This is a genomic window from Pseudomonas sp. fls2-241-R2A-110 (assembly GCF_030209165.1).
Classification (GTDB): domain Bacteria; phylum Pseudomonadota; class Gammaproteobacteria; order Pseudomonadales; family Pseudomonadaceae; genus Aquipseudomonas.
The window spans coordinates 263,524-289,634 of record NZ_JARVSN010000010.1 but is presented as its reverse complement, the minus strand read 5'-3'; the positions used below and the strand labels follow the sequence as shown (position 1 = coordinate 289,634).

The 26,111-nt window shown below is 59.0% G+C and carries 23 protein-coding genes and 1 pseudogene; 9 read left to right on the top strand and 15 right to left on the bottom strand.

The genetic code is table 11. The features are described 5' to 3' along the window. The first annotated feature begins 166 nt into the window (after positions 1-166). From exbB to QRN31_RS09510, 6 genes are all read left to right on the top strand, one after another. Positions 167-1,138 (top strand): tonB-system energizer ExbB, encoded by a 972-nt coding sequence (gene exbB / locus QRN31_RS09535; protein ID WP_285431663.1) that lies wholly within the window; start codon positions 167-169, stop codon positions 1,136-1,138. Positions 1,139-1,144: 6 nt separating this feature from the next. Continuing rightward, positions 1,145-1,573, top strand: coding sequence for a TonB system transport protein ExbD (gene exbD / locus QRN31_RS09530; RefSeq protein ID WP_285431662.1), 429 nt, complete (start codon positions 1,145-1,147; stop codon positions 1,571-1,573). Next, positions 1,570-2,319, top strand: a complete 750-nt coding sequence (locus QRN31_RS09525; RefSeq protein WP_285431661.1) for an energy transducer TonB family protein — start codon at positions 1,570-1,572, stop codon at positions 2,317-2,319. The genes exbD and QRN31_RS09525 overlap by 4 nt, the downstream gene beginning before the upstream one ends. Positions 2,320-2,588: 269 nt before the next feature. Further along, complete coding sequence (locus QRN31_RS09520) at positions 2,589-3,518, top strand: hydrogen peroxide-inducible genes activator (RefSeq protein WP_090177974.1); 930 nt, start codon at positions 2,589-2,591, stop codon at positions 3,516-3,518. 6 nt (positions 3,519-3,524) lie between these two features. Beyond that, positions 3,525-5,600: an ATP-dependent DNA helicase RecG gene (recG, locus tag QRN31_RS09515; protein WP_285431660.1), complete on the top strand. Its 2,076-nt coding sequence runs from the start codon at positions 3,525-3,527 to the stop codon at positions 5,598-5,600. A gap of 78 nt (positions 5,601-5,678) precedes the next feature. Next, positions 5,679-7,079 carry an aminoacyl-tRNA deacylase and HDOD domain-containing protein gene (locus tag QRN31_RS09510; protein WP_285431659.1) on the top strand — a complete coding sequence of 467 codons (1,401 nt, stop codon included), beginning with the start codon at positions 5,679-5,681 and terminating at the stop codon, positions 7,077-7,079. 161 nt (positions 7,080-7,240) lie between these two features. Here QRN31_RS09510 and QRN31_RS31545 read toward each other — a convergent pair. After that, a pseudogene (locus tag QRN31_RS31545) lies at positions 7,241-7,432 on the bottom strand (helicase); the annotation flags it as partial. 101 nt (positions 7,433-7,533) lie between these two features. Between QRN31_RS31545 and QRN31_RS09500 the strand changes: the two are divergent. Beyond that, positions 7,534-7,791, top strand: coding sequence for a hypothetical protein (locus tag QRN31_RS09500; protein WP_222589033.1), 258 nt, complete (start codon positions 7,534-7,536; stop codon positions 7,789-7,791). Continuing rightward, on the top strand, positions 7,788-8,552 hold the full coding sequence (locus QRN31_RS09495; protein ID WP_222589034.1) for a Fic/DOC family protein: 765 nt from the start codon (positions 7,788-7,790) through the stop codon (positions 8,550-8,552). The genes QRN31_RS09500 and QRN31_RS09495 overlap by 4 nt, the downstream gene beginning before the upstream one ends. A gap of 79 nt (positions 8,553-8,631) precedes the next feature. Here QRN31_RS09495 and QRN31_RS09490 read toward each other — a convergent pair whose 3' ends face one another. After that, complete coding sequence (locus tag QRN31_RS09490; RefSeq protein ID WP_222589035.1) at positions 8,632-9,015, bottom strand: helicase; 384 nt, start codon at positions 9,013-9,015, stop codon at positions 8,632-8,634. Positions 9,016-9,427: 412 nt separating this feature from the next. On the opposite strand from QRN31_RS09490, the gene QRN31_RS09485 reads away from it, so the two are divergent. Beyond that, on the top strand, positions 9,428-9,808 hold the full coding sequence (locus tag QRN31_RS09485; RefSeq protein ID WP_285431658.1) for a DUF6124 family protein: 381 nt from the start codon (positions 9,428-9,430) through the stop codon (positions 9,806-9,808). Between the two features lie 50 nt (positions 9,809-9,858). Here QRN31_RS09485 and QRN31_RS09480 read toward each other — a convergent pair whose 3' ends face one another. From QRN31_RS09480 to QRN31_RS09420, 13 genes are all read right to left on the bottom strand, one after another. Then, positions 9,859-12,489, bottom strand: a complete 2,631-nt coding sequence (locus tag QRN31_RS09480; RefSeq protein WP_285431657.1) for a T6SS phospholipase effector Tle1-like catalytic domain-containing protein — start codon at positions 12,487-12,489, stop codon at positions 9,859-9,861. After that, positions 12,474-13,094: a Tli1a family immunity protein gene (gene tli1a, locus QRN31_RS09475; RefSeq protein ID WP_285431655.1), complete on the bottom strand. Its 621-nt coding sequence runs from the start codon at positions 13,092-13,094 to the stop codon at positions 12,474-12,476. The genes QRN31_RS09480 and tli1a (QRN31_RS09475) overlap by 16 nt, the downstream gene beginning before the upstream one ends. A 79-nt stretch (positions 13,095-13,173) precedes the next feature. Continuing rightward, positions 13,174-13,665 carry a Tli1a family immunity protein gene (tli1a, locus tag QRN31_RS09470; protein WP_285431653.1) on the bottom strand — a complete coding sequence of 164 codons (492 nt, stop codon included), beginning with the start codon at positions 13,663-13,665 and terminating at the stop codon, positions 13,174-13,176. Positions 13,666-13,739: 74 nt separating this feature from the next. Next, positions 13,740-14,546, bottom strand: a complete 807-nt coding sequence (tla1, locus tag QRN31_RS09465) for a toxin Tle1 chaperone Tla1 (protein ID WP_285431651.1) — start codon at positions 14,544-14,546, stop codon at positions 13,740-13,742. Between the two features lie 11 nt (positions 14,547-14,557). Then, positions 14,558-16,630: a type VI secretion system Vgr family protein gene (locus QRN31_RS09460; protein WP_285431649.1), complete on the bottom strand. Its 2,073-nt coding sequence runs from the start codon at positions 16,628-16,630 to the stop codon at positions 14,558-14,560. Positions 16,631-16,658: 28 nt separating this feature from the next. Next, positions 16,659-17,675 carry a serine/threonine-protein kinase gene (locus QRN31_RS09455; protein ID WP_285431647.1) on the bottom strand — a complete coding sequence of 339 codons (1,017 nt, stop codon included), beginning with the start codon at positions 17,673-17,675 and terminating at the stop codon, positions 16,659-16,661. Then, positions 17,672-18,400: a PP2C family protein-serine/threonine phosphatase gene (locus tag QRN31_RS09450; protein ID WP_222589042.1), complete on the bottom strand. Its 729-nt coding sequence runs from the start codon at positions 18,398-18,400 to the stop codon at positions 17,672-17,674. The genes QRN31_RS09455 and QRN31_RS09450 overlap by 4 nt, the downstream gene beginning before the upstream one ends. Further along, positions 18,400-21,939, bottom strand: coding sequence for a type VI secretion system membrane subunit TssM (gene tssM / locus QRN31_RS09445; protein WP_285431646.1), 3,540 nt, complete (start codon positions 21,937-21,939; stop codon positions 18,400-18,402). Before tssM ends, QRN31_RS09450 begins: the two co-directional genes overlap by 1 nt. 13 nt (positions 21,940-21,952) lie before the next feature. Then, positions 21,953-22,828: a type IVB secretion system protein IcmH/DotU gene (gene icmH, locus QRN31_RS09440; RefSeq protein ID WP_208670851.1), complete on the bottom strand. Its 876-nt coding sequence runs from the start codon at positions 22,826-22,828 to the stop codon at positions 21,953-21,955. A 5-nt stretch (positions 22,829-22,833) separates the two neighbouring features. After that, the gene (gene tssK, locus QRN31_RS09435) at positions 22,834-24,165 is read right to left on the bottom strand and encodes a type VI secretion system baseplate subunit TssK (protein ID WP_285431644.1); all 1,332 of its coding nucleotides are present in this window, start codon (positions 24,163-24,165) and stop codon (positions 22,834-22,836) included. A gap of 2 nt (positions 24,166-24,167) precedes the next feature. After that, the gene (gene tssJ, locus QRN31_RS09430) at positions 24,168-24,668 is read right to left on the bottom strand and encodes a type VI secretion system lipoprotein TssJ (protein WP_090177940.1); all 501 of its coding nucleotides are present in this window, start codon (positions 24,666-24,668) and stop codon (positions 24,168-24,170) included. A 5-nt stretch (positions 24,669-24,673) separates the two neighbouring features. Continuing rightward, positions 24,674-25,870 (bottom strand): type VI secretion system-associated FHA domain protein TagH, encoded by a 1,197-nt coding sequence (gene tagH / locus QRN31_RS09425; RefSeq protein WP_285431642.1) that lies wholly within the window; start codon positions 25,868-25,870, stop codon positions 24,674-24,676. Between the two features lie 17 nt (positions 25,871-25,887). Then, a complete protein-coding gene (locus QRN31_RS09420) occupies positions 25,888-26,028 on the bottom strand; it encodes a type VI secretion protein (protein WP_285431641.1) in 141 nt (46 codons plus the stop codon). Positions 26,029-26,111 lie beyond the last annotated feature (83 nt).

The window sequence follows — 26,111 nt, the reverse complement described above, 5'->3', positions numbered from 1 at the left end:
ACAGACTAGCGCCAGCAATGGACGAGCGGCTAGCGATGAAAGAAAAAAGAGACGCTTTCACTTTTGTTAACAAGAATTAATTGCAATAATACCCGCCACTTTTGTTCTCGGCCTCACGAGGCCTGGAAGAACATTTACCCTATTTTCTCTCTCAGGTCCGGCCAGCATGACACGCAATCAATTCTCCGCTTCGCCAACCAAACGACCTCGCGCCTGGAGCGTTGCGGCCGCCCTGCTGCTCAGCCTGATGCTGGCGCCCGTCGCCGCATTCGCTGACGTACAAGCGCCTGCGACCCCGGCCACCAGTGCCGCAGCTCCAGCGCCCGCCGATCACGCCGCCCCGACTGTAACGCCTGCCGCGACCGACCCGGCGCAGGCAGTAGTCGCCCAGGACGCTCCTGAAGTCCTTGAAGCCGACAACAGCCTGGGCATGGCCCACGACCTGTCGCCATGGGGCATGTACCAGAACGCCGACATCATCGTGAAAATCGTGATGATCGGCCTGGCCATCGCGTCGATCATCACCTGGACCATCTGGATCGCCAAGGGTTTCGAGCTGGTAGGCGCCAAGCGTCGTCTGCGCAGCGAAATCGTCCACCTGAAAAAAGCCACCACCCTTAGAGAAGCCAGTGCGACCGCCACCAAGCCTGGCACCCTCGCCAACCTGCTGGTACATGACGCCCTCGAAGAGATGCGCCTGTCGGTCAACAGCCGCGAGAAAGAGGGTATCAAGGAACGTGTTGCCTTCCGTCTCGAGCGTCTGGTTGCAGCCTGCGGTCGCAACATGAGCAGCGGCACCGGCGTCCTCGCCACCATCGGTTCTACCGCGCCATTCGTGGGTCTGTTCGGTACCGTGTGGGGCATCATGAACAGCTTCATCGGCATTGCCAAAACCCAGACCACCAACCTCGCCGTCGTCGCCCCCGGCATCGCCGAAGCCCTGCTGGCCACTGCGTTGGGCCTGGTCGCGGCGATTCCTGCGGTAGTGATCTACAACGTCTTCGCCCGCTCGATTGCCGGTTACAAGGCGCAAGTGTCCGATGCCTCGGCTGAAGTCCTGCTGCTGGTCAGCCGTGACCTCGATCACCTGCCGACCGCCGAGCGCACCACGCAACCCCACATGGTCAAAGTAGGGTAATCCGCCATGGGCTTGCATTTGAAAGAAGGCGCAGACGACGATCTGGCCGAGAACCACGAAATCAACGTCACCCCGTTTATCGACGTGATGCTGGTGCTGCTGATCATCTTCATGGTGGCGGCGCCATTGGCCACCGTGGACATCAAGGTCGACCTGCCAGCGTCGAGCGCCAAACCGGCGCCGCGGCCAGAGAAACCGGTGTTCCTCAGCGTCAAGGCGGACCAGCGCCTGTACCTCGGCGAAGAAGAAGTGAAGGCCGAAGCACTCGGCGCCACCCTCGACGCCAGGACCCAGGGCAAGAAAGACACGACGATCTTCTTCCAGGCCGATAAAGGCGTGGATTATGGCGACCTCATGAGCGTGATGGACAACCTGCGCTCTGCCGGCTACCTGAAGGTGGGCCTGGTCGGACTCGAGACGGCAGCCAAGAAATGATCACGACGCGCCATAAGCTGACGCGTTATAGCGCGAGCCTGGCCGTGGTGCTGGGCGTCCATGCGCTGGCCATTGCGCTGGCGATGAACTGGACTGCGCGACCACCCGTCGAGCTGCCTCCGCAGGCGATGATGGTCGAGCTGGCACCGGTTCCCGCGCCGCCACCGCCGGCACCGCCGAAGGTCATCACGCCGCCACAGCCACCGGCTCCAGTGGAAGAACTGCCGATCCCGAAACTGGCTGAAGTGCCGAAGGCCGAGATCGCTGTGCCAAAACCGGTCAAACCCAAGCCCAAGCCGCAACCGCCCAAGCCTGTAGAGAAAAAGCCGGAGCCGCCGAAGGAGAAACCGTCCGAGGAAAAGCCTAGCGACGCGCAACCGACCCAGGCGCCGACAGAGAAATCCGCCCAACCGGCACCCGGTCCATCGCCAGCGCAACAGGCCGCCAAAGCCAGTTGGGAAGGCACTTTGCTTGCGCACTTGGGCAAGTACAAAAAGTATCCAGCCAGCGCACAGTCGCGGGGCAAGGAAGGTGTGAACCGTCTGCGCTTCGTGGTGGATGGTGAAGGTAATGTGGTGTCATTCGAACTGGTGGGCCTCTCTGGCAATGCCGATCTGGACCGGGCCACCCTGGAAATGATCCGACGCGCACAGCCGCTGCCCAAGCCCCCGGCCGACATGCTGAAAAACGGCCCGATCGAAATCGTTGCACCGTTTGTTTATTCGCTGGAAAAACGCCGCCGCTAAACGCAACACGAACCCAATGTGGGAGTGAGCCTGCTCGCGATAGCGGTCTAACAGTCAACGATGATGTTGAATGTGATGACTTCATCGCGAGCAGGCTCGCTCCCACAGGGGTTGTGTGCAAAGCCAATAAAGGCACCGAAAGGTGCCTTATTCATACCTGCCAGCGGCAAACCGGCATTACCCAGTGTCACTCACCACACCCAGTCTGATAACGTGCGTCTATCGATTGCAGCCGGTATGCTTGGCCCGCAACTTCATGGACGCTTGCTATGACCCTCACAGAATTACGCTACATCGTTACCCTCGCCCAAGAGCAGCACTTTGGCCATGCGGCCGAGCGTTGCCACGTCAGTCAACCGACCCTGTCGGTGGGCGTGAAAAAGCTTGAAGACGAACTCGGTGTGCTGATTTTCGAGCGCAGCAAGAGTGCCGTGCGCCTGACCCCGGTCGGCGAAGGTATCGTGGCGCAGGCACAGAAAGTCCTGGAACAAGCCCAAGGCATCCGCGAACTGGCCCAGGCCGGCAAGAATCAACTGACCGCTCCGCTGAAAGTTGGCGCGATCTACACCGTTGGTCCGTACCTGTTCCCGCACCTGATTCCGCAGCTGCACCGGGTCGCCCCGCAGATGCCGTTGTACATCGAAGAAAACTTCACCCACGTGCTGCGCGACAAACTGCGCAACGGCGAGCTCGACGCGATCATCATCGCCTTGCCGTTCAACGAAGCCGACGTCCTGACCCTGCAACTCTACGACGAGCCGTTCTACGTCCTGATGCCGGCCCAGCACCCGTGGACGCAAAAAGAATCCATTGACGCCGCCCTGCTCAACGACAAGAGCCTGCTACTGCTCGGCGAAGGCCACTGCTTCCGCGATCAAGTGCTCGAAGCCTGCCCGACCCTGGCCAAAGGCAACGACGGCGCCAAGCACACCACAGTGGAATCCAGCTCGCTGGAAACCATCCGCCACATGGTTGCGTCCGGCCTCGGCATTTCGATCCTGCCGCTGTCGGCCGTGGACAGCCACCACTACGCCCCGGGCGTGATTGAAGTGCGCCCACTGTCGCCGCCGGTGCCGTTCCGCACCGTGGCCATCGCCTGGCGCGCGAGCTTCCCGCGACCGAAAGCGATTGAAATCCTCGCTGACTCCATTCGCCTGTGCTCGGTGGCCAAGCCGTCCGCGCCGGTGGTTGCGGCTTAAGTCGCGATGACCGAGTTGTCGCAAGTGTCGGTGACGGCACTCAAGGGTGTCGGCGAGGCCATGGCCGAGAAACTGGCCAAGGTCGGCCTGGAGAATCTCCAGGACGTGCTGTTTCACCTGCCCCTGCGCTATCAGGACCGCACTCGCGTGGTCCCGATCGGCCATTTGCGACCGGGGCAAGACGCCGTGATCGAAGGCACCGTCAGCGGCGCCGACGTGGTCATGGGCCGGCGCCGCAGTCTCGTCGTTCGCTTGCAGGACGGCACCGGCGGGCTCAGCCTGCGCTTCTACCATTTCAGCAACGCCCAGAAAGAAGGCCTCAAGCGTGGCACGCGGATTCGCTGCTACGGCGAAGCACGGCCCGGCGCGTCAGGGCTGGAAATCTACCACCCGGAATACCGTGCCATCAGCGGCGACGAACCGCCTCCAGTGGATGAGACCCTGACCCCGGTCTACCCGCTCACCGAAGGCCTGACCCAACAACGCTTGCGCCAACTGTGCATGCAAACCCTGACGCTGCTCGGCCCCACCAGCCTGCCCGACTGGTTGCCTACAGAACTGGCCCGCGACTATCAACTCGCGCCACTGGCCGATGCGATCCGCTACCTGCATCACCCGCCCGCCGATGCCGACGTCGATGAACTCGCCCTCGGTCATCACTGGGCGCAGCACCGTTTGGCGTTCGAAGAACTGCTGACCCATCAACTGTCCCAACAACGCCTGCGCGAAAGCATGCGCTCTCTGCGCGCGCCAGCGATGCCGAAAGCCACCAGGCTGCCGGCGCAATACCTCGCCAACCTGGGCTTTACGCCAACCGGCGCCCAGCAACGGGTCGGTAACGAAATCGCCTACGACCTCAGCCAGCACGAACCAATGCTGCGCCTGATTCAGGGCGACGTCGGCGCGGGCAAAACCGTGGTCGCCGCCCTCGCCGCGCTTCAGGCGCTCGAGGCGGGTTACCAAGTGGCGCTGATGGCGCCCACCGAAATTCTCGCCGAACAGCACTTCATCACCTTCAAGCGCTGGCTCGAACCGCTGGGCATCGAAGTCGCGTGGCTGGCCGGCAAGCTCAAGGGCAAGAATCGCGTGGCCGCGCTGGAACAGATCGCCAACGGCGCACCGATGGTGGTCGGCACGCACGCGCTGTTCCAGGAAGAAGTGCAGTTCAAGAACCTCGCACTGGCGATCATCGACGAACAACACCGCTTCGGCGTGCAGCAGCGTCTGGCGTTGCGACAGAAAGGCGTTGGCGGGCGGATGTGTCCGCACCAGCTGATCATGACCGCCACGCCGATCCCACGGACGCTGGCCATGAGCGCCTACGCCGACCTAGACACCTCGATCCTCGACGAACTGCCGCCCGGCCGAACCCCGGTCAACACCGTGTTGGTCACCGATACACGGCGCGTGGAAGTCATCGAACGCGTGCGCGGTGCGTGTGCCGAAGGGCGCCAGGCCTATTGGGTGTGCACGCTGATCGAAGAGTCGGAAGAGCTGACCTGCCAAGCGGCGGAAACCACTTACGAAGACCTCACCGCCGCTCTCGGCGAGCTGAAGGTCGGCTTGATCCACGGGCGTATGAAGCCCGCCGAAAAAGCCGCTGTCATGGCTGAATTCAAGGCCGGCAACTTGCAACTGCTGGTCGCCACCACGGTGATCGAAGTCGGCGTCGACGTACCGAACGCCAGCCTGATGATCATTGAAAACCCCGAACGCCTGGGTCTTGCGCAGTTGCACCAGTTACGCGGCCGTGTCGGTCGAGGCAGCGCCGCCAGCCATTGCGTGCTGCTCTACCATCCGCCGCTGTCGCAGATCGGTCGTCAACGCCTGGGCATCATGCGTGAAACCAACGATGGTTTTGTCATCGCCGAAAAAGACCTCGAACTGCGCGGCCCCGGCGAAATGCTCGGCACGCGCCAGACCGGCCTGCTGCAATTCAAGGTCGCTGACCTGATGCGCGACGCTGATTTGCTACCCGCCGTACGCGACGCCGCCCAAGCATTGCTGGAGCGCTGGCCGGATCACGTCAGCCCGTTGCTCGACCGCTGGCTGCGTCATGGGCAGCAATACGGCCAAGTGTGAGCACCGTCGCAGTTTGTGGACGATGCTTTTAAACAAGCTGGTTATACTCCTGCAATTGTTTGAATACGGATACAGACCATGACTGAAGCTGCCCTCGCCCCGGAACCCCTGCACGCTCCGTCTGTTATTCGGCTGCTGCTGGGCAAAATGGGCATTGCCTACGAAGAAGTTCTCGACCACCACGGTCTGAACCCCGCGCGTAAAGTGCAGGCGGTGCTGGTGGACGACGCGGTCGGCGCCTTGATGGTGCTGTTCCCACAAAGCCAATTGCTGGACCTTAATCGCCTCGCCGAACTGACGGGCCGACGCCTCACTGCCGTGCCCACCGAACGCCTGGTCAAAATGCTCGGCAAACACAACCTGAGCCTGCTGCCCGGCCTGCCGGCGCTGACCAGCTCGCCATGCCTGTACGAAGAAAGCCTGCTGCGCGAACCGAAGCTGCTGATCAACTCGGGCGAACCAGGCGTACTGCTGGAAATCACCAGCGAAGACTTCAAGAGCATGCTGACCAAGGCCAGCGCCGCCAACTTCGGCGAGAACCTGACCCGCATCCGCCCCAACCTCGACCGCCCCGACGATGACCGCGAGGAAATCACCCAGGCCGTCCAGGCGTTCACCGCGCGACGTATCCAGCAACGCCTGGAAGCCACCATCGAAATTCCGCCGCTGGCCGAGACCGCGCAGAAAATCATCAAACTGCGCGTCGACCCCAACGCCACCATCGACGACATCACCGGCGTCGTTGAAACCGACCCAGCGCTGGCCGCCCAAGTCGTCAGCTGGGCCGCATCGCCGTACTACGCCTCGCCGGGCAAGATTCGTTCAGTGGAAGACGCCATCGTGCGCGTGCTGGGTTTCGACCTGGTGATCAACCTCGCGCTGGGCCTGGCCTTGGGAAAAACCCTGAGTCTGCCCAAAGACCACCCGCAACAAACCACGCCGTACTGGCAGCAATCGATCTACACCGCCGCCGTCATCGAAGGCCTGACCCGCGCCATGCCCCGCGCCCAGCGCCCGGAAGCCGGCCTGACCTACCTCGCCGGCCTGTTGCACAACTTCGGCTACTTGCTGCTGGCGCACGTCTTCCCGCCGCACTTCTCGCTGATCTGCCGCCACCTGGAAGTCAACCCGCATCTGTGCCACAGCTATGTCGAGCAACACCTGCTCGGCATCAGCCGCGAACAGATCGGCTCCTGGCTGATGCGCTACTGGGACATGCCCGAAGAGCTGGCTGCCGCGCTGCGCTTCCAGCATGACCCGGGCTACGACGGTGACTACGCCGAATACCCAAACCTCGTGTGCCTGGCCGTGCGCTTGTTGCGTAGTCGCGGGATTGGCTCGGGGCCCGACGAGGACATCCCTGACGCATTGCTGGAGCGCCTTGGACTGAGTCGCGACAAAGCCAACGACGTCGTCAGCAAAGTGCTTGAGGCTGAAGTGCTGCTGCGCGAACTGGCTTCGCAGTTCACTCAGAGCTAAAAGCAATCGCGAGCAAGCTCGCTCCCACAGGGATCACCTAAATCCTGTGGGAGCGGGCTTGCCCGCAATAAATCCAACTCGGTCTTTCAGCTTTAGATCGTTCCCACGCTCTGCGTGGGAATGCATCCCGTGACGCTCCGCGTCACCCCCTCACACGAAACTCAAGCCTTAGCCTTGCGCGGCTTAAAATACTTGGTCAATCCCTGAAACCAGATCACCAGCGCCGGATTCCCCTTGATCTGAATCGACTTGTCCTGAATCCCCGTCATAAACGCCAGTTGCTTGTTCTTCGCCTGCATCGTGGCGAAGCCATACGCTGCGTCCTTGAACGCAATCGCAAACGCCGGCTCGGTGATATGGAAGGCACACTTTTCATCTGATCGTTGGCTATGAGCCAGCGAGGACAATAGGCAGGCGCCCTGCTATGATTTGACGGCAAATAGAGGGCTTTCCGATGACCCAATCAGCTGCTGTCAGTGTTGCAAGCCAAGTCCGTAAGCTTGCGAAAGAAAACAAGGTCACCGCCGAACGTGATGGCATGAGTCGTATGGCCGTGAGCATTACCCGTTTGGCTGGCGACGTCGTCGAGCTAGATGGCATCGAGCAGTTGCTCGTCAATCTCAAGAGAAAAGGCGTTCTGAGCAAAGCTGAAATCCTGGCGCTCCAAGGGCGTTATCTTCAGGAAAGGCGTGCACAGAAACGTAGCGCATGACTTTTGATCCGTTCGGCGACTTTGAAGCTGCTGGATATCTTCAAAACTCGCTGCAACTGAAAGATCCCACTGAAGTAAAAGAATCAGAGCATCTTTCGTTCGAATTGAGTATCGAAGAAGCGCTTGCCTATTTAGCCAAGAAAAAGCCCATCGATTACAAGACTGTACTCAAAGTTCACGAAATCCTGTTCTCCGGCTTCTATCACTGGGCAGGAAAAGACCGGAACGAGCTTGTCCCTCATCTGGCAGTCTTCAAGGGCTCCCTCGACGATCCCCGCAGCACCGTTTTCGAGCGCCCGGACTCCATCAAAATGTCTGTCGACTATGCGCTTAAGCTAGCCGCTGACAAGAAACGCTTCAGAGACCACCCCGGCGGGGTGATGGGTCAGCTGGCTTTCGCACACCCATTCCTGGACGGCAATGGGCGCACGATTCTATTAGTCTTCATGGAACTCTGTTATCGCGCCGAGTTCGCCATCGACTGGTCAAGGACGAGCAAAGACGACTACCTGCGGGCTCTCAGCGACGAGATCCGAGAGCCTCGCGAGAGGCATCTCGATAATTACCTCAACCCGTTCGTAGTCGATATATCCAGTCGTGACGAGTGGCCAGAGACCATCGGTGGTATCAGAGGCCTGGATGGCCTGGACAAGGAAGACATCACCTACGAGAACCTGGACAACCCGCAAGTCCAGCAAATCTACAAGTCATACCGAGGCCAGCCACTTGGCGCCCGCAAGCCTCCTGAGTCGAGTGGCTGAAGAGGCTCCACAGGGGATCACCTAAACCCTGTGGGAGCGAGCCTGCTCGCGAAATCCAACCCGGTCTACCTGAAAGACTTCATACCTTGGCTTTAGCCTTGCGCGGCTTCAAATACTTGGTCAACCCCTGAAACCAGATCACCAGCGCCGGATTCCCCTTGATCTGAATCGACTTGTCTTGAATCCCCGTCATAAACGCCAGTTGCTTGTTCTTCGCCTGCATCGTGGCAAAGCCATACGCCGCATCCTTGAACGCAATCGCAAACGCCGGCTCGGCATACACGCCCGACTTGCTGGTGATGCGCTGGTCCTTCACAAAGAAATGCCGCGCCACTTTCCCGTCCAGGGTCTGTAGCTGGAACACCAATTCCTTGTCACCCAACTGCTGCTGAAACGCAGGATTAGTCCGACTGGCCTTACCCATCAACAAACCCAGCATCCACAGAAGAAAACGAAATTTCATGCGCACAGCCTCAAGAGAAAAGTGAACGGCCGGCGCAGTGTAGCGGCTTCAAACGAGAACGCCACTGTTGTGCAGTGATAGCGGAAGATGCAGTAGTTTTTGACGCTGATGACTACCAAGTCATTGACGAAATACTTTCACCTGATCGTTCCAACGCTCCGCGTGGGAATGCATCCCGTGACGCTCCGCGTCACACCATCCACTGCAAATGCTCCCGACGAAACGCGCCTCACACCCTTCCGTCTTGCGACCCACAAACCTCTCGGACATTTCCTTCAAAAAGAAGGGCTGTTCATGAACTAGGCGATTCTTGGCTTTACCGATAACCTTTTGTTCGTCACCACAAAACGGTGACACGGATGTGCAAGTCCGTAACCGGGAGAGTATTTATTAACTCCGAGGATTTACACCTATGACCACTTCAAAAGCTAACCCACCAGAACACGAAGACACATCCCCCTACGAATCCAGCGATTCGAAGAAATTCCACGAAGCAGCCGAACGCGCCCTCGACCACCACTTCGCCCCATCCAGCGATAAACCCAAACCTCGCAAAGGCAACCTCTTCGCCGTCTCCCCCAACATAGACACCGAAGCCCTCCTGGCCAACGCCTCGGAAGACCTGCTGTCCATCAGCGCCATCGCCGTTAACCTGGCGGACGATGTTGACGGCGCACGACGCTCCTTAGCCTTGGCGCTAAGCAGATTGGCGGATGGGGTTCGGTTGTTGGTGGAGCGAGCGCTGGATCACATTGATTCGCCGAATCCGGCGGAGCACCGGGCGAAGGTGTAGCCCACAAAAAAGGGCGGCTCATTCAGAGTCGCCCTTTTATCGTTTTGCAATTACACGTTCTTTTCAGACGACTTCAAGTTACCGGCCTGATCGGCCACCAAGTCGAGCCAGCCGCCGGGCTTGTCCTCATCGTTAGCCGCTTTCGCCACCATACTGGCCAAAGCACCAGCGTCCTTCTTGCGAGCCGCTTCCACTGCTTCAAGCGCCTGATGGGCTACCAGGATTTTCTGCAGGGCCGGGGTGTTAGCGGTGGCTGCAGTCAACGGCTTCAGCGGTGGCAAGGCTGCGACTTTGGCGACCATGTCTCCAGGCTCTTTAGTGAACTCTCGTAACGAGTTGAGGCTATCGAGCATTGGCAGTGCAATCCCGGTCAGCGGATCGAAGGCACTGATTTGCGGCAACTCTGAAATACCCACGCCTACTTTGCCGCTGAGCACTGGAAGTGCTAACGACGGCAAGAAAAGACCCAACAGCATGCGAGGGTCTTTTTTCTTGATGCTCAGGCCGACACTGGCGACAGCAATACCGAGTCCAATCACTCGACCCGCTGTGGCTACCAGAGACAATTGTTTGTTCGACTCATTATCGAAATGCACCAGACGAATACGGAAATAATCCGTAAAGGGTTCGCGGGGCACAACGCCGGAAGTGTTCATAAACCAAGCACGAGAGTCGTGAACCTGATCATCGAAGAGTGCTACGAGTTCTTCCTGACCTGTTCTCGGTTTGTTCGGTGAGCTGAACATTTTTTCGTAACTAGCCGTCCCTTCTTTGTAAAGGTACGCATACTCCTCGGCTTCGTCTTCTTCGTTGATCAGATACACCGTACCGCCAAGCAACATATCGATAACGGCCACATCCGTATGACCGTCGCCCACCAGGCCCCACTCTCTTCGATAATCATGACGGAATTCCGCCGCCGCACCGAGCAACTGCCGGTGGTCTAGTGGTGGCTCGAACGCCTTTTCCCAACGCGCATTTTCATACTTGTCTTTGCCGACAATTTGAATATTCAGTTGGTGCTCTTTTTCCTGCGCCTCTGTGTATGTTGGCGCTGGCTTGCCCTGTGCAGCCGCAGTAGTTTCAGCATTGTGGCGTTTTTCGAGATCCTCCCAAGCATCAATCTTGGCCTGTGGCATATCCGGAGCGGCATTCTTCAAGAACGATTGTTTTTCCACACCGCCAGCATATCGATCAATTCGCCAGCCAGTGATTAGAGAGTGCTCACGCTTCATCATTTCTTCTAACGGACCACTTTGGCCTTGCGCTTGCCATGCATTGAATCGATTGATGAGAGTTTCCGAGACTGAAAATTCAAGTTCAACCGCCGAACTCATCGCTCGCCATTTCTCGTGAACCCCTTGCTTCACTGCTGTTTCGGGCACTAATAATGGTGCACCAGCCATGAATGCTTCTGCGTACATGTGCTGTAAAGCTATTTGCGATAACACGTGATCCGAGCCGGCAGTGGCCTTACCCTGATCATTCGGAGAGTAGCCCCCGCCCACGTCCGAGTGAACACCTGGATAGATGTATTCAATCGTTCCTTTCCGATAACCTGAAGCTTTACATTTATCACGGTTACCATCAGGCGATTTGGGTCGCCGTCTGATTGAATCCAGAGGAAAGCTTGCTCTCTGTTCATGTCCAGAAACCAGATGAACGCAGCGCTTTAGAAAAGAACAGTCATCGGGCAAGGCCGTGTTTTGGCAAACGGATGCAGCCTCATCAGGTAACCGCATGGTGCCATCAGCCCAGTCCATATGCCCCGCGGCAAATGGAGCACTGTCGGCAAGACCAACTGCCGCAACGGTATCAAATACACCTAGAAAGTTTACGGAAATCGGCAATCCTGCAAAGCGATATTCAACTTCACCACCCTCACCTTGACAACGAACCAGTGTCTGCAGCCAATTGACGAAAGTCCTTGCTTCGGCGGCCCCCCGCGAGAAGCCATAGACATAGAGCCGCATAGCCAATATGTATGGTTTTTCCTCGGAATCGACTTTCTGTTTTATCTTGTTCTCCAGCTTTTGGATTTCTGGACGCAACGTGGCTTCACGTTTTTTTTCACCATCCTCTAAAAGACCTGCACTAAAAACATTTCCAAGCCAATTAGTTGCCATGCCTTTCAGCAAAGCTTTCGTCGCATTGATATCTAGCCTGTCCTCTCCTAAATTTTGTTGCAACGCATCAAGCAATCTCGTAAGAGCCCAGTTGATACGGTTTTCGCCACCACTTGCTGCAATAAGACCATTTTGATTTGGAATATATTCATCGACATCAGGAAAAACTGTACCCACGCCGGGACAGTAATATTTTTGGAACCCTTCCTCCTCCATATCGGGGGTCGACCCTAAACTTGCGAGAAAAAGGCGAGCAATATTACTCCGACAATTAGGTGTTGATGAACTGTCTGCTTGATCGTTATTATTTGTGCCATCAAAAGCTAGCGTAACATGTAACGTTTTGCAGCAGGGCACTCCACTATCTGCTTGCCCCTTAGCGAGGGCAAGCTTACGCTGCTTATTTCCGAATTTGGTTTCGTCTTTTTTTTGTTGTTGAATATTCTTCGACAACTGACCTGGTTCATTTGGAAGCCGTCGCATCAGGGGAAACTTTGGTGCCACCAAAGCACTCTCCGGAGAAGGAGCTTCGGCCCCTATCAATGATTCGAACATGAAGCCGGCTCCTTAACTTGAAAGTAAGCTTTATCTGGGTAATTTGGGTTTCCGGGTGTAAAGCAGGTTGTAGACACCTTCACTTTATCACAGGGAAGAAAGTGAACCTGTAATGCACAAACCTTCTCAGCGTACTTAGGAATTTCTACCGTAGCTGTATGGTGAGAATAACCAGCAGAATGGCGAACTGCAGACTCTTTTACAATTTGGCCGTACTGATCACGCTTAAGTTTTTCGTATGGATTTGGATCCTTGTCCCATTCGATAATAGCTCTAATACCCGGAGCCCACTGAACAGGAAGTACGCCGCAGCAAACCTCACCTCCCCCTTGATTTGCTGGAATACTAGGACCACCTGCACCATTGATACTAAATCGTATAATTTCTGCTGCGGTATGGTTATAACCAGTAATAGGTGCAGACACCATTTCTGGGCCAGCGTTACAAGCGCTTACGCAGATCACACTTACTGACAGGACTAATAATCTTCCGCTTATCTTATGGCTAATATTTTTTTGCCCTAAGCGCAGTTTTTGCATAAGCACCTTTAGCATCAATACGGTGCAACAGCTCAACTTCTTAACATCATCAATTATTACTGACATACCTTCGGCTCCTCCATGTTCATCGGGTAGTTGTAGGATAGGCAAGACATATAGTTTTTTTGCAAAGAGTCACACTTGATCAAATAGCCGAACATGTCATCGACTCCTTGATTTGGAAATAGGCTTTATCGGGATAATCCGGATGCCCGGGGGTAAAGCAAGTGGTTGACACCCTTACTTGATCACAAGGAAGAAAGTGAACTTGCAAAGCACACAACCCCTTAGCGTATGCAGGGATGTCAACCGTCGCTGCATGATGAGAATAACCAGCAGCGTGACGAACAGCAGCCTCTTCTATAATTTGGCCGTTTTGATCACGCTCGAGTTTTTCGTATGGGTTTGGATCTTTGTCCCACTCAACAATTGCTCTGAGGCCTGAATTCCATTGAACAGGAAGTATGCTGCAACAAACTTGAGCCTCTCTGCCTTGATACGGAGGAATGTGCGGTCCACCGGAACCGTTAATGGTGAATCGAATAATGCTGACTGATGTGTGATTGAAGCCCGTTACAGGTGTTGACACCATTTCAGGGCCTGCATGGCAACCGCTCAATACCACCAAAACCAACATAACCCCCGCACATCTCCACCCAGCAGACAATGTCCTCCCGACAAGTGCTAATAATTCAGGATCTCGGGTGAAATTCAAATCAACGCCCTCACCGGCTCATCAATCACAAACGGCGAGTTCTCCACCAGCCACTGTTCAATAAACGGCTCCCGTTCCTCCGGCTCTTTTAACCCCTTCTGATTCGCCGCCAATTGGCTTCTGTACAAATGACGAATAAGGCTCTCATTACGGCTCAAGCCATAGTGCTGCGGCACAGCGCAGCGATCGACCCGGTAAGCATCAGCCTCTGTCCAGGCGAGCAGGTTGGCCACTTGCGGGTGGTCGAAAATGACGGGGCCGCTGGCCGGTGCCGGTGCGTGGCGCACGTAGTTGCCGGGCAGGCTTTGTGGGTGTTGGTCGCGGTCGAGCCAGTGCCAGGAAATCACGGCGGCGTGGAAGGCGTTGCTTTGCGTCGGAGTCAGGGTTTCGGCGACCGGTAGCAGCATGCGCGGGTCGTAGTAACGCAAAACGCCTTCGGACCGGCCTTGGTTCCATTGCGCCTGGAGGAAGCCTCGCAGATGATCGGCCAGCGCTTCGAATGCCCAAGGGCTGAACAGTGCGACGACGTGTTTGTTGCAGTCGATGGCGCTGATGAAGGTTTTCAGCCAGGGCCGTTGGGCGTTGTCTACGCGCAGCAGTAGGGGGCCGAAATCGGCGATGGCAACTTCCGGGGTGTTTTCGAACAGCTTGGCCAGTTTGGCCGCGTCGGGTCGTTCCGCCAGTTCTTGCAGCAGTGGGTAGTCGAGGCTGGTGGCGTCGATCAATAGGTCGAGGTGCTGATGTTGCAGTTGCTGGGCGTTGACCCATAACTCGTCGAGCCAGTGCACGTTGCTTGTGTACATAAAGTCGTCCTTTATCTCGCGGCCAGGGCTTGGGCGTTACGTTTGGCCCGGGCCAGGCATTCCTTGCAGACTGGCGGTGGTGGCATCGGCATCGGCGCATTGCCCAGCGCCTGAGGCGGTACCGCGCCGGCGATGTCTGAATCCGCAGCGCCCGGCAGACGCGGCGGTTTAATCCCAATCCCCGTCCCACTCCCCGCCGAACCACCCGCATTGATCTTCACCACCGGCCCAACAACCGTCACCCCACCGGCATCCAGCTTGATAAAGCTCCCTCCCCCCAAAATGGTGAGCTCACTACCAGCTTCAATAACAATCTTCGCCCCAGCCTTCAGATGAATCTCTTTCCCAGCGCTGGTCAGCTGAGCAGTCCCCAACTTCACATGCTGGTTCTGCCCAATCGTCAGGTGATCATCCAGCCGAGCTTCAACCTTGCGGTCGGCGATGGTGGTGCGGTGTTCTTCGGCTTTTAGTTCGGTGTAGGTGTTCTTGACCACTGTGTCGTGGCGTTCGTTACCTACTCGGATTTTCTGGTCGTGCTCAATGTTTTCATCCCAATCCCGCTGGGCATGGATGAAGATCTGCTCGGCGCCTTTCTTGTCTTCAATGCGCAGTTCGTTGAACCCGCCGCCCCCCGGGGAGCTGAGGGTTTTGAAGACGGTGCGGGTTTTATTGGCCGGCAGTTCGTAGGGAACCTGGTTTTCCTTGTGGTACAGGCAACCGGTCACCAGCGGTTGGTCGGGGTCGCCTTCGAGGAAGGTGACGAGGACTTCCATGCCGATGCGCGGGATGACGATGGCGCCATAGCGATCCCCGGCCCAACTCGAAGAGACGCGCATCCAGCAGCTGGTTTTGTCGTCCGCCAACCCTTCGCGGTCCCAGTGGAATTGCACTTTGATGCGGCCGTATTGGTCGCAGTGGATTTCTTCGCCCTTGGGGCCGGTGACCATGGCGGTCTGGCTACCGAGGACGCGGGGTTTGGGGTGTTGCAGCGCCGGGCGGTAGAACACGTTCCACGGGGTGGCGAGGAAGCGGTTGCGGTAGCCCTGGTGGAAGTCGTCTTTGTTGTCAGTGGTGTCGCTGGTCACGGACTCTTCGAGGACTTGCGGTTGTTTGCCTTCGTGGACGATTTCGGTGAGCAGCCAGAGGTCGTTCCACTCGGTGCGCGGGTGGTCGGACATTTCCAGGAAGTGGCCGCTGACGAGAGTGGTCTGGTCGCCACGGCCTTCGGCTTGCTGGTAGTCGGCGCGGTGGCGTTCGAGGGCGCGTTGGCTGAGGAATTTGCCGCGCGCGCGGTCGAGGAAGCGGCCGGGGTAGTCGTAATCTTCGAGGTCTGGCTCGGTGCTTTCGCCGTCGGGTTTATAGCCGGCTTCGAGTTGCAGGCGTGGTTTTTCGAAGTCGTAGTCGCGGCGGGTGACGCGGCCGGTTCGGGTTTCCAGGCGCAGTTTGAAGCCTTTGATCACTGGCTCGTCGGCGACCATGCCGCTGCCTTGGACGTAGGCGGTGGGCTGGCCGAGTTTCGGGAACACGGTCTGATCGTCGCCGAATACCAAAAGATGACCTTTGGAATTGTGCTGAAAGTGGTAATGAATGCCTTCCTCTTCACACAGGCGCTGGACGAAATGCAGGTCAGTTTCGTCGTATTGCACGCAGTAGTCGCGGTCCGGGCAGGGCTGGCTCAACTGGAATTTGTAGGCGTTGCCTTTGATGCCGTGCTCATCGAGGATCAGCGCGATGATTTTCGGTGCCGACATCTGCTGATAGATGCGCTGGTTGGTGCGGTGATGCAGGTATTGCAGCTGCGGCACCAAGGAGATTTTGTAGCGGGTCAAGCGTTTGCCGGCGTCGCCTTGAGCGACGCGGTAGATCTGGCCGTGGATGCCGCTGCCTTTCGGATCGAACGCCAGAAACGCTTGCTTGTGCAGGAGCTTTTCCAGGTCCAGGTCGGGGTTTTCGCTGACCAGTTCCAGGTCGAAGCGATACGGCTGGCTGATGCCTTCGGTGCCGGTGAACGACAGCACTTGCAGGTCGCCGGCATAGTCTTCGACTGTGAGGCTGAAATGCGTTTCGTTAGCTGAGTTGAACATTGCTTGCTCCCTGTTCGGTAGTCATCCGTTACGCCCGCAGTCGAAGGCGTTGCAGCAAAGACGAAGTGGCGCCCATGGCGTCACGCAATTGAGCGGCGGTGATGGTGCGCTTGGCCGCATCGAAAGCCAGCGCCGTTCGCAGGGCTGGCCAGCAGTGTTTCGGAAGATTGCGCGGTGCGTGCAGCTCGCGGTCGAGTTGACCGTCACGGGCCTCCACCGACGACATGCGGCGGAAGGGGTGTTTGCCGCCCGCCAGTTCGTAGAGCACGCAGGCCACGCCATACACGTCGGCGCTGGCCGTCAGCGGTTGGCCTTCAAGCAGTTCCGGGGCGGCGTAGCCCGGGGTCCAGGCGTTGAAGCGGTCGCGACTCAGGTGTGGCAGGCCGGGCAGGATGCCCTCTTCGGCCTGGCCCAGGCCAAAGTCGAACAGGCGCACGCCTTCTTCGCTGAGCATCACGTTGCTCGGTTTCATGTCACCGTGCAGCACGCCGCGAGCGTGGGCGTAGGCCAGCGCGTCGAGCAGCGGCAGCGCGATGTCGCGCAGTTCTTTCCACGGCAGGCCCAGGGGCCGCTCGCAGAGCAGTTTGTCCAGGGTCAGCCCACGCATGAGTTCCATGGTGATGAAGGCGCGCTGGCAATCGGTGTCCACTTCAAAGCTGTGCAAGCGCAGCACGTTGTCGTGGCGCAGGCGCCGGATCAGGGCGAACTCGCTGTAGAGCAAGGCGCTGGCATCCGGCGATTCGGCAAATTCTTCGCTGAGGATTTTCAGCGCGATGTAAGGGTCGGGATCGCCGAACTGTTCGCTCAGCAAGTCCCGTGCGCGGTAAACCGCACCCATGCCACCGGCACCGAGCAGACGTTCGATGCGGTAACGGCCCGCAAGCACGTCGGGCATTTCGCCGAGGCTGGCCTTGGTTGGCGCCAGCGCGGGTTCGGCCTTGTGCGGCTTGTCGTTCAGAGACTTGGCGAACGCAAAGTAAGTCAGGTTACTGTCTTGCTCTTCGCTCACCAGCAGGTCGTCGAGCGGCGACATGAGTTCAGTCATTGGCGGATCACCACGGCAGTCAGGTTGTCCCGCGCCGAGCCACGCAGAGCGCCGTCGAACAGACGCTCCAGCGCAACATGCGGCGCGGTCAGGCTCAGGGCGTTGCCCAGGGCATCGCTGCTGAGCCCTTGGTACAAACCGTCGCTGCACAACAGGAACGTATCGCCGGGATAAACCTCGAGTTCGAGCACGTCCAGCGTCAACACATCAGCCGCGCCGACTGCACGGGTCAGCGCATGGGCGGAAGGATGCGCACGGGCGTCTTCGAGGCTCATCTGTTGCTCGTCCATGAGTTGCTGTTGCAGCGAATGGTCCTTGGACAGCTGATACAAACGCTGGCCGCGCCACAGGTAGCAACGGCTGTCGCCGGCCCAGATACAGGCCGCGCGATTGCCTTCCACCAGCAGCGCCACCACGGTGCTGCCCATGATGCTGTCGTGGCGCCCGGCGGTGACGGTCAACTCCTGGCCCAAGCGGCGGTTGAGCCAGTGCAGGCACTGGCGAATGCCTTTGAGTCGTTCGTCGAAGCCGTCCTGCACCGGCAATTCCGCCAGGCTGGCAACGATCAACTGGCTGGCGATGTCGCCTCCCTGATGACCGCCCATGCCGTCCGCGACCACCCACAGTCCCTGCTGTGGACAGTCGAGAAAAGCATCTTCGTTGCGCGCCCGAACCTTGCCGGCATCGGTACGCGCAGCGCTGCGCCAGGGACTGGCAACCAGCATCAGAGCTGCACCGGCATACGGAAGGTACGCAGCACACCCATGTCGAACGGGTTCGGCGTGCGCTGGCTGCTGAGCAGGTAATTGGCGCGCAGGCCGCCCACGTCCGCCTTGAGCACCATCACGTCGCGACCGTTCAGGTATTCAGTCTGCATCAGGTCGAACAAGCGGAACAGCGACCAAGGGCCCGTGTTCTTCTCGATGCCGATCGGGCGGCCAGCCATTTTGTCGAGGACCAGGCTGGTGCGACCGTCTTCAGCGTCGGTCGGCCATTTGAACGATACCGGCACGATCGGGCCGTGACGGTATTCGATGGTCTTGTCGCCAAACTTGAACTCGGAACGGCTGACAGCGGGGTCGAGGGTGTACGGCTCCAGCTTGAACTGCACTTGTGGCTCGGCCGGGTTGACCGAGAAGAAGCTCTGGCGAATCACTTGGGCCGCGGCCATCTGGTCGAGGTAGACCTTGGAGATCGGCATGCTGTGACCGTCAATGCTGCGCAGGCGGTAGTTGCCCGGATCGCCACTGACGAACGGACGCATGTAGGTCTCGAAGAAGCGATCGTTGATGCCCTGCGCCTTGAAGAACTCGCGGAAGTCGCTGATCGCAACGTCGCTGGTGCTGTGGGCGCTGAACGGATAACGCTTGTTGATCGCCTTGCCGTAGAAGCTGTACAGCTCGCTCTGATAACGCTGATTCAGGTACTGGTAGGAATCGTTGAGCACCAGACGCCAGGTGTCTTCGGCCAGCACGTTGAACCAGACGCTGACCGGACGCGGCAGGCGGTTCGAAGCATTGCGCAAGTTGCTCAGCGCATCACGCTGGCCGCTCATGCGGGTCTTGGCCATTTCAAACGCGGCCTGATCCGGCGAGCTGGCACGCGCCAGGCTCGCCAATTGCAGTTGCAGGTCGTTGAGCGCTGCGAGTGCCGGGGTCAAATCAGCGGCTGGGCCGTTATTGTCGTCCAGCAAACGGTGCAGCGGTTCGAAGCGACGTTGCAGGGATTTCTTCGCGGTGTCTGGCAGGTTTTTGATCGCCGCCATTTCCGAGGCTTGGCCCGCAGCGGCAGACGCCAGTTTGCCCAGCTTGCCCAACTTGCCTTTCTGACCTGCCAGCGCTTCAGCGGCATCAGCCGCTTGATCAACCGGTTCGGCCTCTGCCGGGAAACGGGTGTTCTCGCGCACTTCCACCAGCAGTTGCAGCACCGGAGAATTGGCCGAGGTCAGGCCCGCCAGTTGCTCGGCGCCCTCGCCCGCGTCGTTGATCGGAGGCAAGGCCACCTGGCCGACCGCTTCACTCCAGAAGTTGGCGTAGTCGCGGAAGTACAGTTGCTCGAGTTCGACCATCAGGCGACGCAAGTCCATGCCGCTGATGCCCGAGCCTTCGCCCAGCACCCAGTTGTCGCGCAGGATGTCGCTGACCAGCGCACTGCCCTGGATCGAGAAATACTGCTGGTAACCCTGTTGGGTGTAGAAACCCGGGATCACGTAATCGGTGCCGACAAACAGCGAGGCCTGTGGGCCGATGTGTTGGCTCAAACGGTATTCCGGCAGGTTACGGGCCTGCTCGCGCAGCATCCGGTAAACCACGTTGGCCAGCGACTCGCTGCGCAGCACCTGGCGCGCTTGGGCCACCAGTTGATCGTTCAGCGGGTAGATAAACGGCTGCTTCAACAAGCGTTCGAAGTGCGTGTTCAAACCGTTCTGCACCGCGGTGTTGCCGGCGTAACGCTGGGACCATTCGGTGGCGACCCAATCCTTGAGCCAAGGACCGTCGCGGCGATCCTTCATGTTCAGCATCAGGTACGCGCGCAGGCTGTTGAGCAGGCGCTCGCGGTCATTCATGTTGGCGCGGATCTGCCCTTCCAGCAGCGTTGCGACCTTCGGCAGCAGTTGCGCTTCAAGCTCTCGCTCGTAGGCGTCCTTGACCACCGGATTGACCTCTTCGCCCTGATACAGACCACCGCGCTCGTGATACGACACGTCACCCTTTTTCGGGAAAACCTGGGTCGCCGCGTAGCTGCTGTCGAGGGGTTTGAGCACCGCCATGGAGTCATCACGCGCGGTCAGCGCCGAACGTTGTTGAGTCCAACTGGTGGCCAGGCTGCGCAGGTTTTCCAAGCGCTCGTAGTTGGCGGAGAAACCGCCCGCCCACAACATGCCGAACAGCGCCAATGCCGCCAGCGCGCCCACGTACAGCGCACGTTGGCCCCAATGGATGCGGCTGCGTTCGCGCTTGTCCAGACCGGCCAGATCGGCCTCGGGAAAAATCACTCGGCTGAGCAAATGGTGAATGAATCGCGAACGGCCGCTGCGCAAGGTCGGCAGCACGCCGGCGTTCATGCCCAGATTGGCGCCGATGCCAGCGGTGGTCTGGTCCATTTCCTGGTTCAGGTGCGGTGCGCTGGTCAGGTAGAAACCGCGCAACTGGCTGACACGCTGGTAGCGGTTGCCGGTGAACGCCATGTCGACGAACAGGCACAGGCGCTCACCGATCTGCCCCAGTTGATGCGGGAAGTCGAGGATGCGGCCACGGCGCTGGGTGTCGCGTTCCTGGTGCATGCGCATGATCACCTGGCTGTTCAGGCGACGCAGCAGCTCTTCGAACTCCGCGCGCAGGACAGCGACATCGGTGCCGCTCTGCTCTTTGCGGAAGCTGGTGCCGAGCACCTGATCGCTTTCTTCGCGGGTCAGCTGATCAAAGAACTCGTCGAAACCGAGCAGCTTGTCGGCCTTGCTCAATACCAGGTAAATCGGCACATCGACGTGCAGTTTCTGATGCACGTCCTGCAAGCGAGCACGCACCTGGCGCGCCAAGGTGTCGAGGTCCTGTTCGGTGTTGCCCAGCAGCATTTCCACCGGGATGGTCACCAGCACGCCGTTCAACGGACGGTTGCGGCGACGCTTGCGCAGCAGGTCGAGCAAAGTGCTCCAGGCGCTGCCATCGACTTCGGAGTCCGGCTGGGTCAGGTAGCGCCCGGCGGTGTCGATCAGCACACCGTGATCAGCGAAATACCAGTCGCAATGCCGAGTGCCGAGGGTGTCGCGGGTCAGTTTGCGGTCGATCTTGTTGATCGGAAACTCAAGGCCCGAAAAGTCCAGCAAGCTTGTCTTGCCGCTGCCCTGTGGGCCGATCAGCAAGTACCACGGCAAGTCATTGCGCCAGCGCTCGCTGCGACCGCGATACAGGCTCGACGTCTTCAGGGTTTTCAACGCGTCCTTGAAGCGCACGCGAAGCTCTTTCTGCTCCTCGTCGATCAGCTCTTCACGGCGGATGCGGTCCTGGCCATCTTCGGTGTCTTCGACAGCTTTTTTACGCACACCGGCGCGCCAGCTGACGAAGACCATGGTCAGGCCCCAGATCAGGAACAGCACACTGATGGTCAGCAGACGGGAGGTCGAACCCTCCCAGAATTTGTAGTCATCAACGGCCAGCAGTGGCCCGACGAACCACACCAGCAGCGCCAGAAACAGCACCACCAGCAAGGTCCAGACCCAGGTCTTGCGCAAGAATGCGCCGACTTTCTTGAAAAACTTTTTCATCACACGTCCCTGTTTACGGCTGCGACTGCGGCTGGACCGCGGCCGGATCTAGCTGCTGAAAAGGTTGCAGAACGGTTTCGCGTTGTTCGCCCAACACCCAGGCGAAACCTGAATACATCACCACCAGGCAGACCACGGTGAACAGCACTACCATCCACGCCGGCACGATACGCACCAGGCTGCGGCGCTGATCGTTCAAGCCTTCCCAATGCGGCGAAAGCTCGCGCGGCACGTCGCCGCGCAGTTGACGAATCTGGCGATACAAGGCGTCGCGGATGCCTTCAAGTTCGAGCATGCCGCGCGCTTGCACGCGGTACTTGCCTTCGAAACCGAGGGACAGGCACAGGTACATCAGCTCCAGCATCGGCAGGTGCTTGACCGGGTTTTTCGACAGGCGATCCAGCAGCTGGAAAAACTTCTCGCCGCCGAAGGTTTCGTTGTGAAAGCTGCTGAGCAGGCTCATCTGCGACCACTCGCTTTCGTTGCCCCACGGCGTGGTCACGACGGCTTCGTCGACCACGGTGCAGAGCACGTAACGCGCGGCCATCACCTGGCTGCTTTCGGCGCCGTTGTGCAGGGCGCGGACTTCAAACAGTTTCAGCCCGGAAGTCAGTCGCTCGTTGAGCGCGTACATGTCTTCGCGGGTGTCGCTGTGCTTGAGCCGTACCACTTCCGACAACAGGTCGGAGGCGGCGGCTACCAGCGAATTGAGGCTGATGTTGAACGCTTCGGCCGGGCGCAGGCGCGCGGCGTAGATCATCCGTTCTTCGAGTTGTTCGAAGCGCGGCGGTGCGGCGAAATCTGTCAGCGGACTCTGCGCCGGGCCGTGGCCCTGGCGGTCGAGCAGGACGGTTTTGTCGTCCTGGTTATGTTCCATGTCCTTGATCATGTCGGTCAGTTCCTGATGGCCCAGAATTTCAGTTCAAGCTCGGCAAATTCGCCGGACACATGGAACGCGAAGCCGCCGGAGCGCTCCAGTTGTGCCAGGTCTTCGGAACTGAGTTCGAGAATGAAATAGGTTTTGTTGGAGTGGAACGCGATCTGCCGCGGGGCCACCGGCAACGGTTTGACCTTGATGCCCGGCAGGTGCAGGTTGACCAATTGGCGGATGCGCTCCACCGGGCCGACCTTGAGGTGCGCCGGCAAGCGGTGGCGCAGTTCTTCAGAATCGCAGTTGGCACTGGCAGCGAGCACGAACGAGGCCGAGCCCAGCAGTTTGTGGTCGTGCAACGGCGAAACGATGATCCCGTACTGGCGCGCTTGCAGGACCAGTTCGATGGCGTGCTGTTCGAGCACCATCGACAGCACCTGACGAATTGCTTCCATCAGTTTGCGGAAGCTCGCGCCCTGGTCGCTGTGCTGGTAACGGCTGTCCAGGCGCGGGCGTTTGGTGTCGCTGGAGAACGTCGCCAGATCTCCCAGCATGGTCAGCAGCGTGCGGTACAACTCTTCCGGGTGAACCTGTTCCAGACCGAGGTAGTGACGCAGCAGCATTTCGGTGCGGTTGATCAGTTGCAGCATCATGAAGTCGCCGACTTCGGCGCCACCGACCTTGCCGTTGGAACGAATCCGTTCGGCAATGGTGTCGCCCCGGTGGCCGAGCATGCTGATCACTTCTTTCAGGCACGACAGCAGGTAGCTGGAGGCATGTGCCTGAATGTAGGTCGGCACAAAGTCAGGGTCGAGGCTGATCACGCCATCGGGCGTGGTGTCGAGCACTTCGCAGACCTTGAGTTTCACGTAGGCCTGATCGCTTTGCTGTTCGCCGAGCAACAGTTTGAAGTCCGGGCGACCGCAGCTCACTTGGCTGGCGGAATCGTCGCCGGCATTGGAGTCCGCGACTTCCACTTCATACGCGGTGTAGCGCGCCAGCACGTCGGATTGTTCCGGGCGACGAGCTTCGATGTGGTTGCCGGTGACCAGTGGCAGCGCCAGGTAAATCGGCGTGTGACCGGTGTTCGGCGGTACGTCCAGCGCCAGCGGCTCTGTGTTGCCGCCGAGTTCGAACAGGCTGCCGTCCGGCAGAATCCCCGAGGCCTGGCTGATCACCAGTTTGCCCATGTTGAGGAACTGCAAATCGATTTCCAGATTGAGAAAACCCCAGGTGTAGCTGCCCAGCAACTGGGTGAGGGTCTTCATCTGGTGTTCGTAATAGCGGTCGTTATGCTGGAAGTGCTGCGGACGCAGCAGCATGCCTTCCTGCCAAATGACTTTATGGGAATTCATGATCAGTCATCCGCCTTGGCGAGCTTTTCGTTGCTGTTGCGGATGCCGGCCTGGTCAAGGGTCAAATCAGCGTCGGTGACTTCCACCGGGGTCACTTGCACCGTGTAGCGCCACTTGGTTTCCGGCAGGTCGCGGTAAGCGGCGAGGATGCCGACGTAGCGACTGCCCTCCTCCACGCTGAGTTTCATTTCCACGGTTTCACCCGGGCGCAGTTCGATTTCTTCGCTGGCCACCAGGTCCGGGGCCAGGGATTCCTTGGCGCGCTCGTACAGGCTGAAGAAGTCGGCGTTCTCGAAGGTCACCGGGTGCTTGAGTTCGAACAGACGCACGACAATCGGTGACGGACGCCCGTTGAGGTCCGGGTTCAACTGATCGCTGGCGGTGAGTTTGAGGTTGAGCTTGGTGACGTGAGAGTACGGCGACAGCGACGAGCAGCCGGCCAGCAGCACCAGGGCCGCGAACGCCGTCAGCGTCTTGAAAAAAGCGGTCGAGCAGCGAGACATGCGCATCATCCTTGGTGGTCGGTGTGGAGGGTGGAAATCAGGCGGATCTGTTCTTCGTAAGCCTGAGCAAAGTCGCGGGCCAGCAGGCGCTCGCTCCAGTCGTCGTCCTGACGCAGGGCCTGGTGATAACGACCGTAGGCTCTCCAGCGGCTGCCGGAGGTGGCCAGCAACGGCTTGTTGTCGCGCTCGAAACGCAAGGTCAATTGCTGTGGCGAGAAGTGTTCCAGCGTGCCGCGAACCGCGGCGCGGCTGGCGGTCAGCAACGCCACTTGATGCGCCTGCAAATCGCGGAATGCGCGGGAGATCGCTTGCTCGGCCGGCAACTGCCCCGGCTTGTTCGGCTGCAACAAGATGCCCAGCGCTTCACCGGCATCGACGGCGAACTTCAACGGGTTCTTTTGCGTGCCTTGCACGGTGGTCTGGGCCAGGCGCAGTTCGTTTTTCAGTTCGCTGCGAGTGCGCAGGCTCTGCTGCAAACCGCCGACGCTTTGCTTGAGCAAACGGGCAGCGTTCAGCGCCAGGGCTTCGCGGGCGTCGTGGTCGAGGCCTTTGAGGTCCACGCCCAGCGCCGCGCCGAAGTGCTCCCAGAAACCTTCGCTCTGACGCTCGACCGGTTTAGGTGGTGGCGCGGGCGCTGGCTCGGCCGGGGCGTTGATCAGCTCCGGGACCAGAAGGCTTTCCATGTCGATGCGTGCATAGTCGGCGCGCTGACGGGTGTCCTGTGGCGCGTTGTTTGGCGAGATCAGCTCATCGATTTCAGAGTACACGCGCTCTTGCTGATCGAGGGCGTTCAGCGGGTCGAGATCGAGGAACGCGTCATCCGGAATAATGCTGCCCGCCGCTTGCGGACGGCCGACTTCCACGTCGAAGGTCGCCGGGTCACGCACCAGCCGCGCACGAATCTCGAAATCACCCAGCACGTAGACGCTGCCGTGTTCGATGCGCATGGCTTCGCCCTTGCGCAGGCGTGCGCCGCTTTCGCTGTCCTGGATACCGTTGCTGCTGGTATCGGTCAGGAAAAAGGTACCTTCGCGGTAGCTGATCAACGCGTGGTGGTTGGACAGGTGACGCTTGCGGTCGGGAATGATCCAGTCGCAATCCTCGCCCCGGCCGATCACGCCACCGGCCTGCTTGAAGGTCTTCTGGCACAAATCCGTGGGCACGAACTGCTTGGTGTTGAGCATTTCGAAAACCAGTTCCATGGTGATACTCCTTGCGGTCACTTGCCGCGATTGACCGCCTGCGGATCACCCAATGGGCGATAGATGTTGTCGTTGTATTTGTAATTGCCGCTACAGCCGCCGAGGCCGCATAGAACGACGAGGGTCAGCAGGACGGCTTGCCAGTGACGAACAGGCATCAGAGGGTCTCCAGGGATAGACAAAGCACAAAGCGCCGACCCGTTTGGGCGGCGCTGTTAAAAGCGGTTGAGGTGAAATCGAC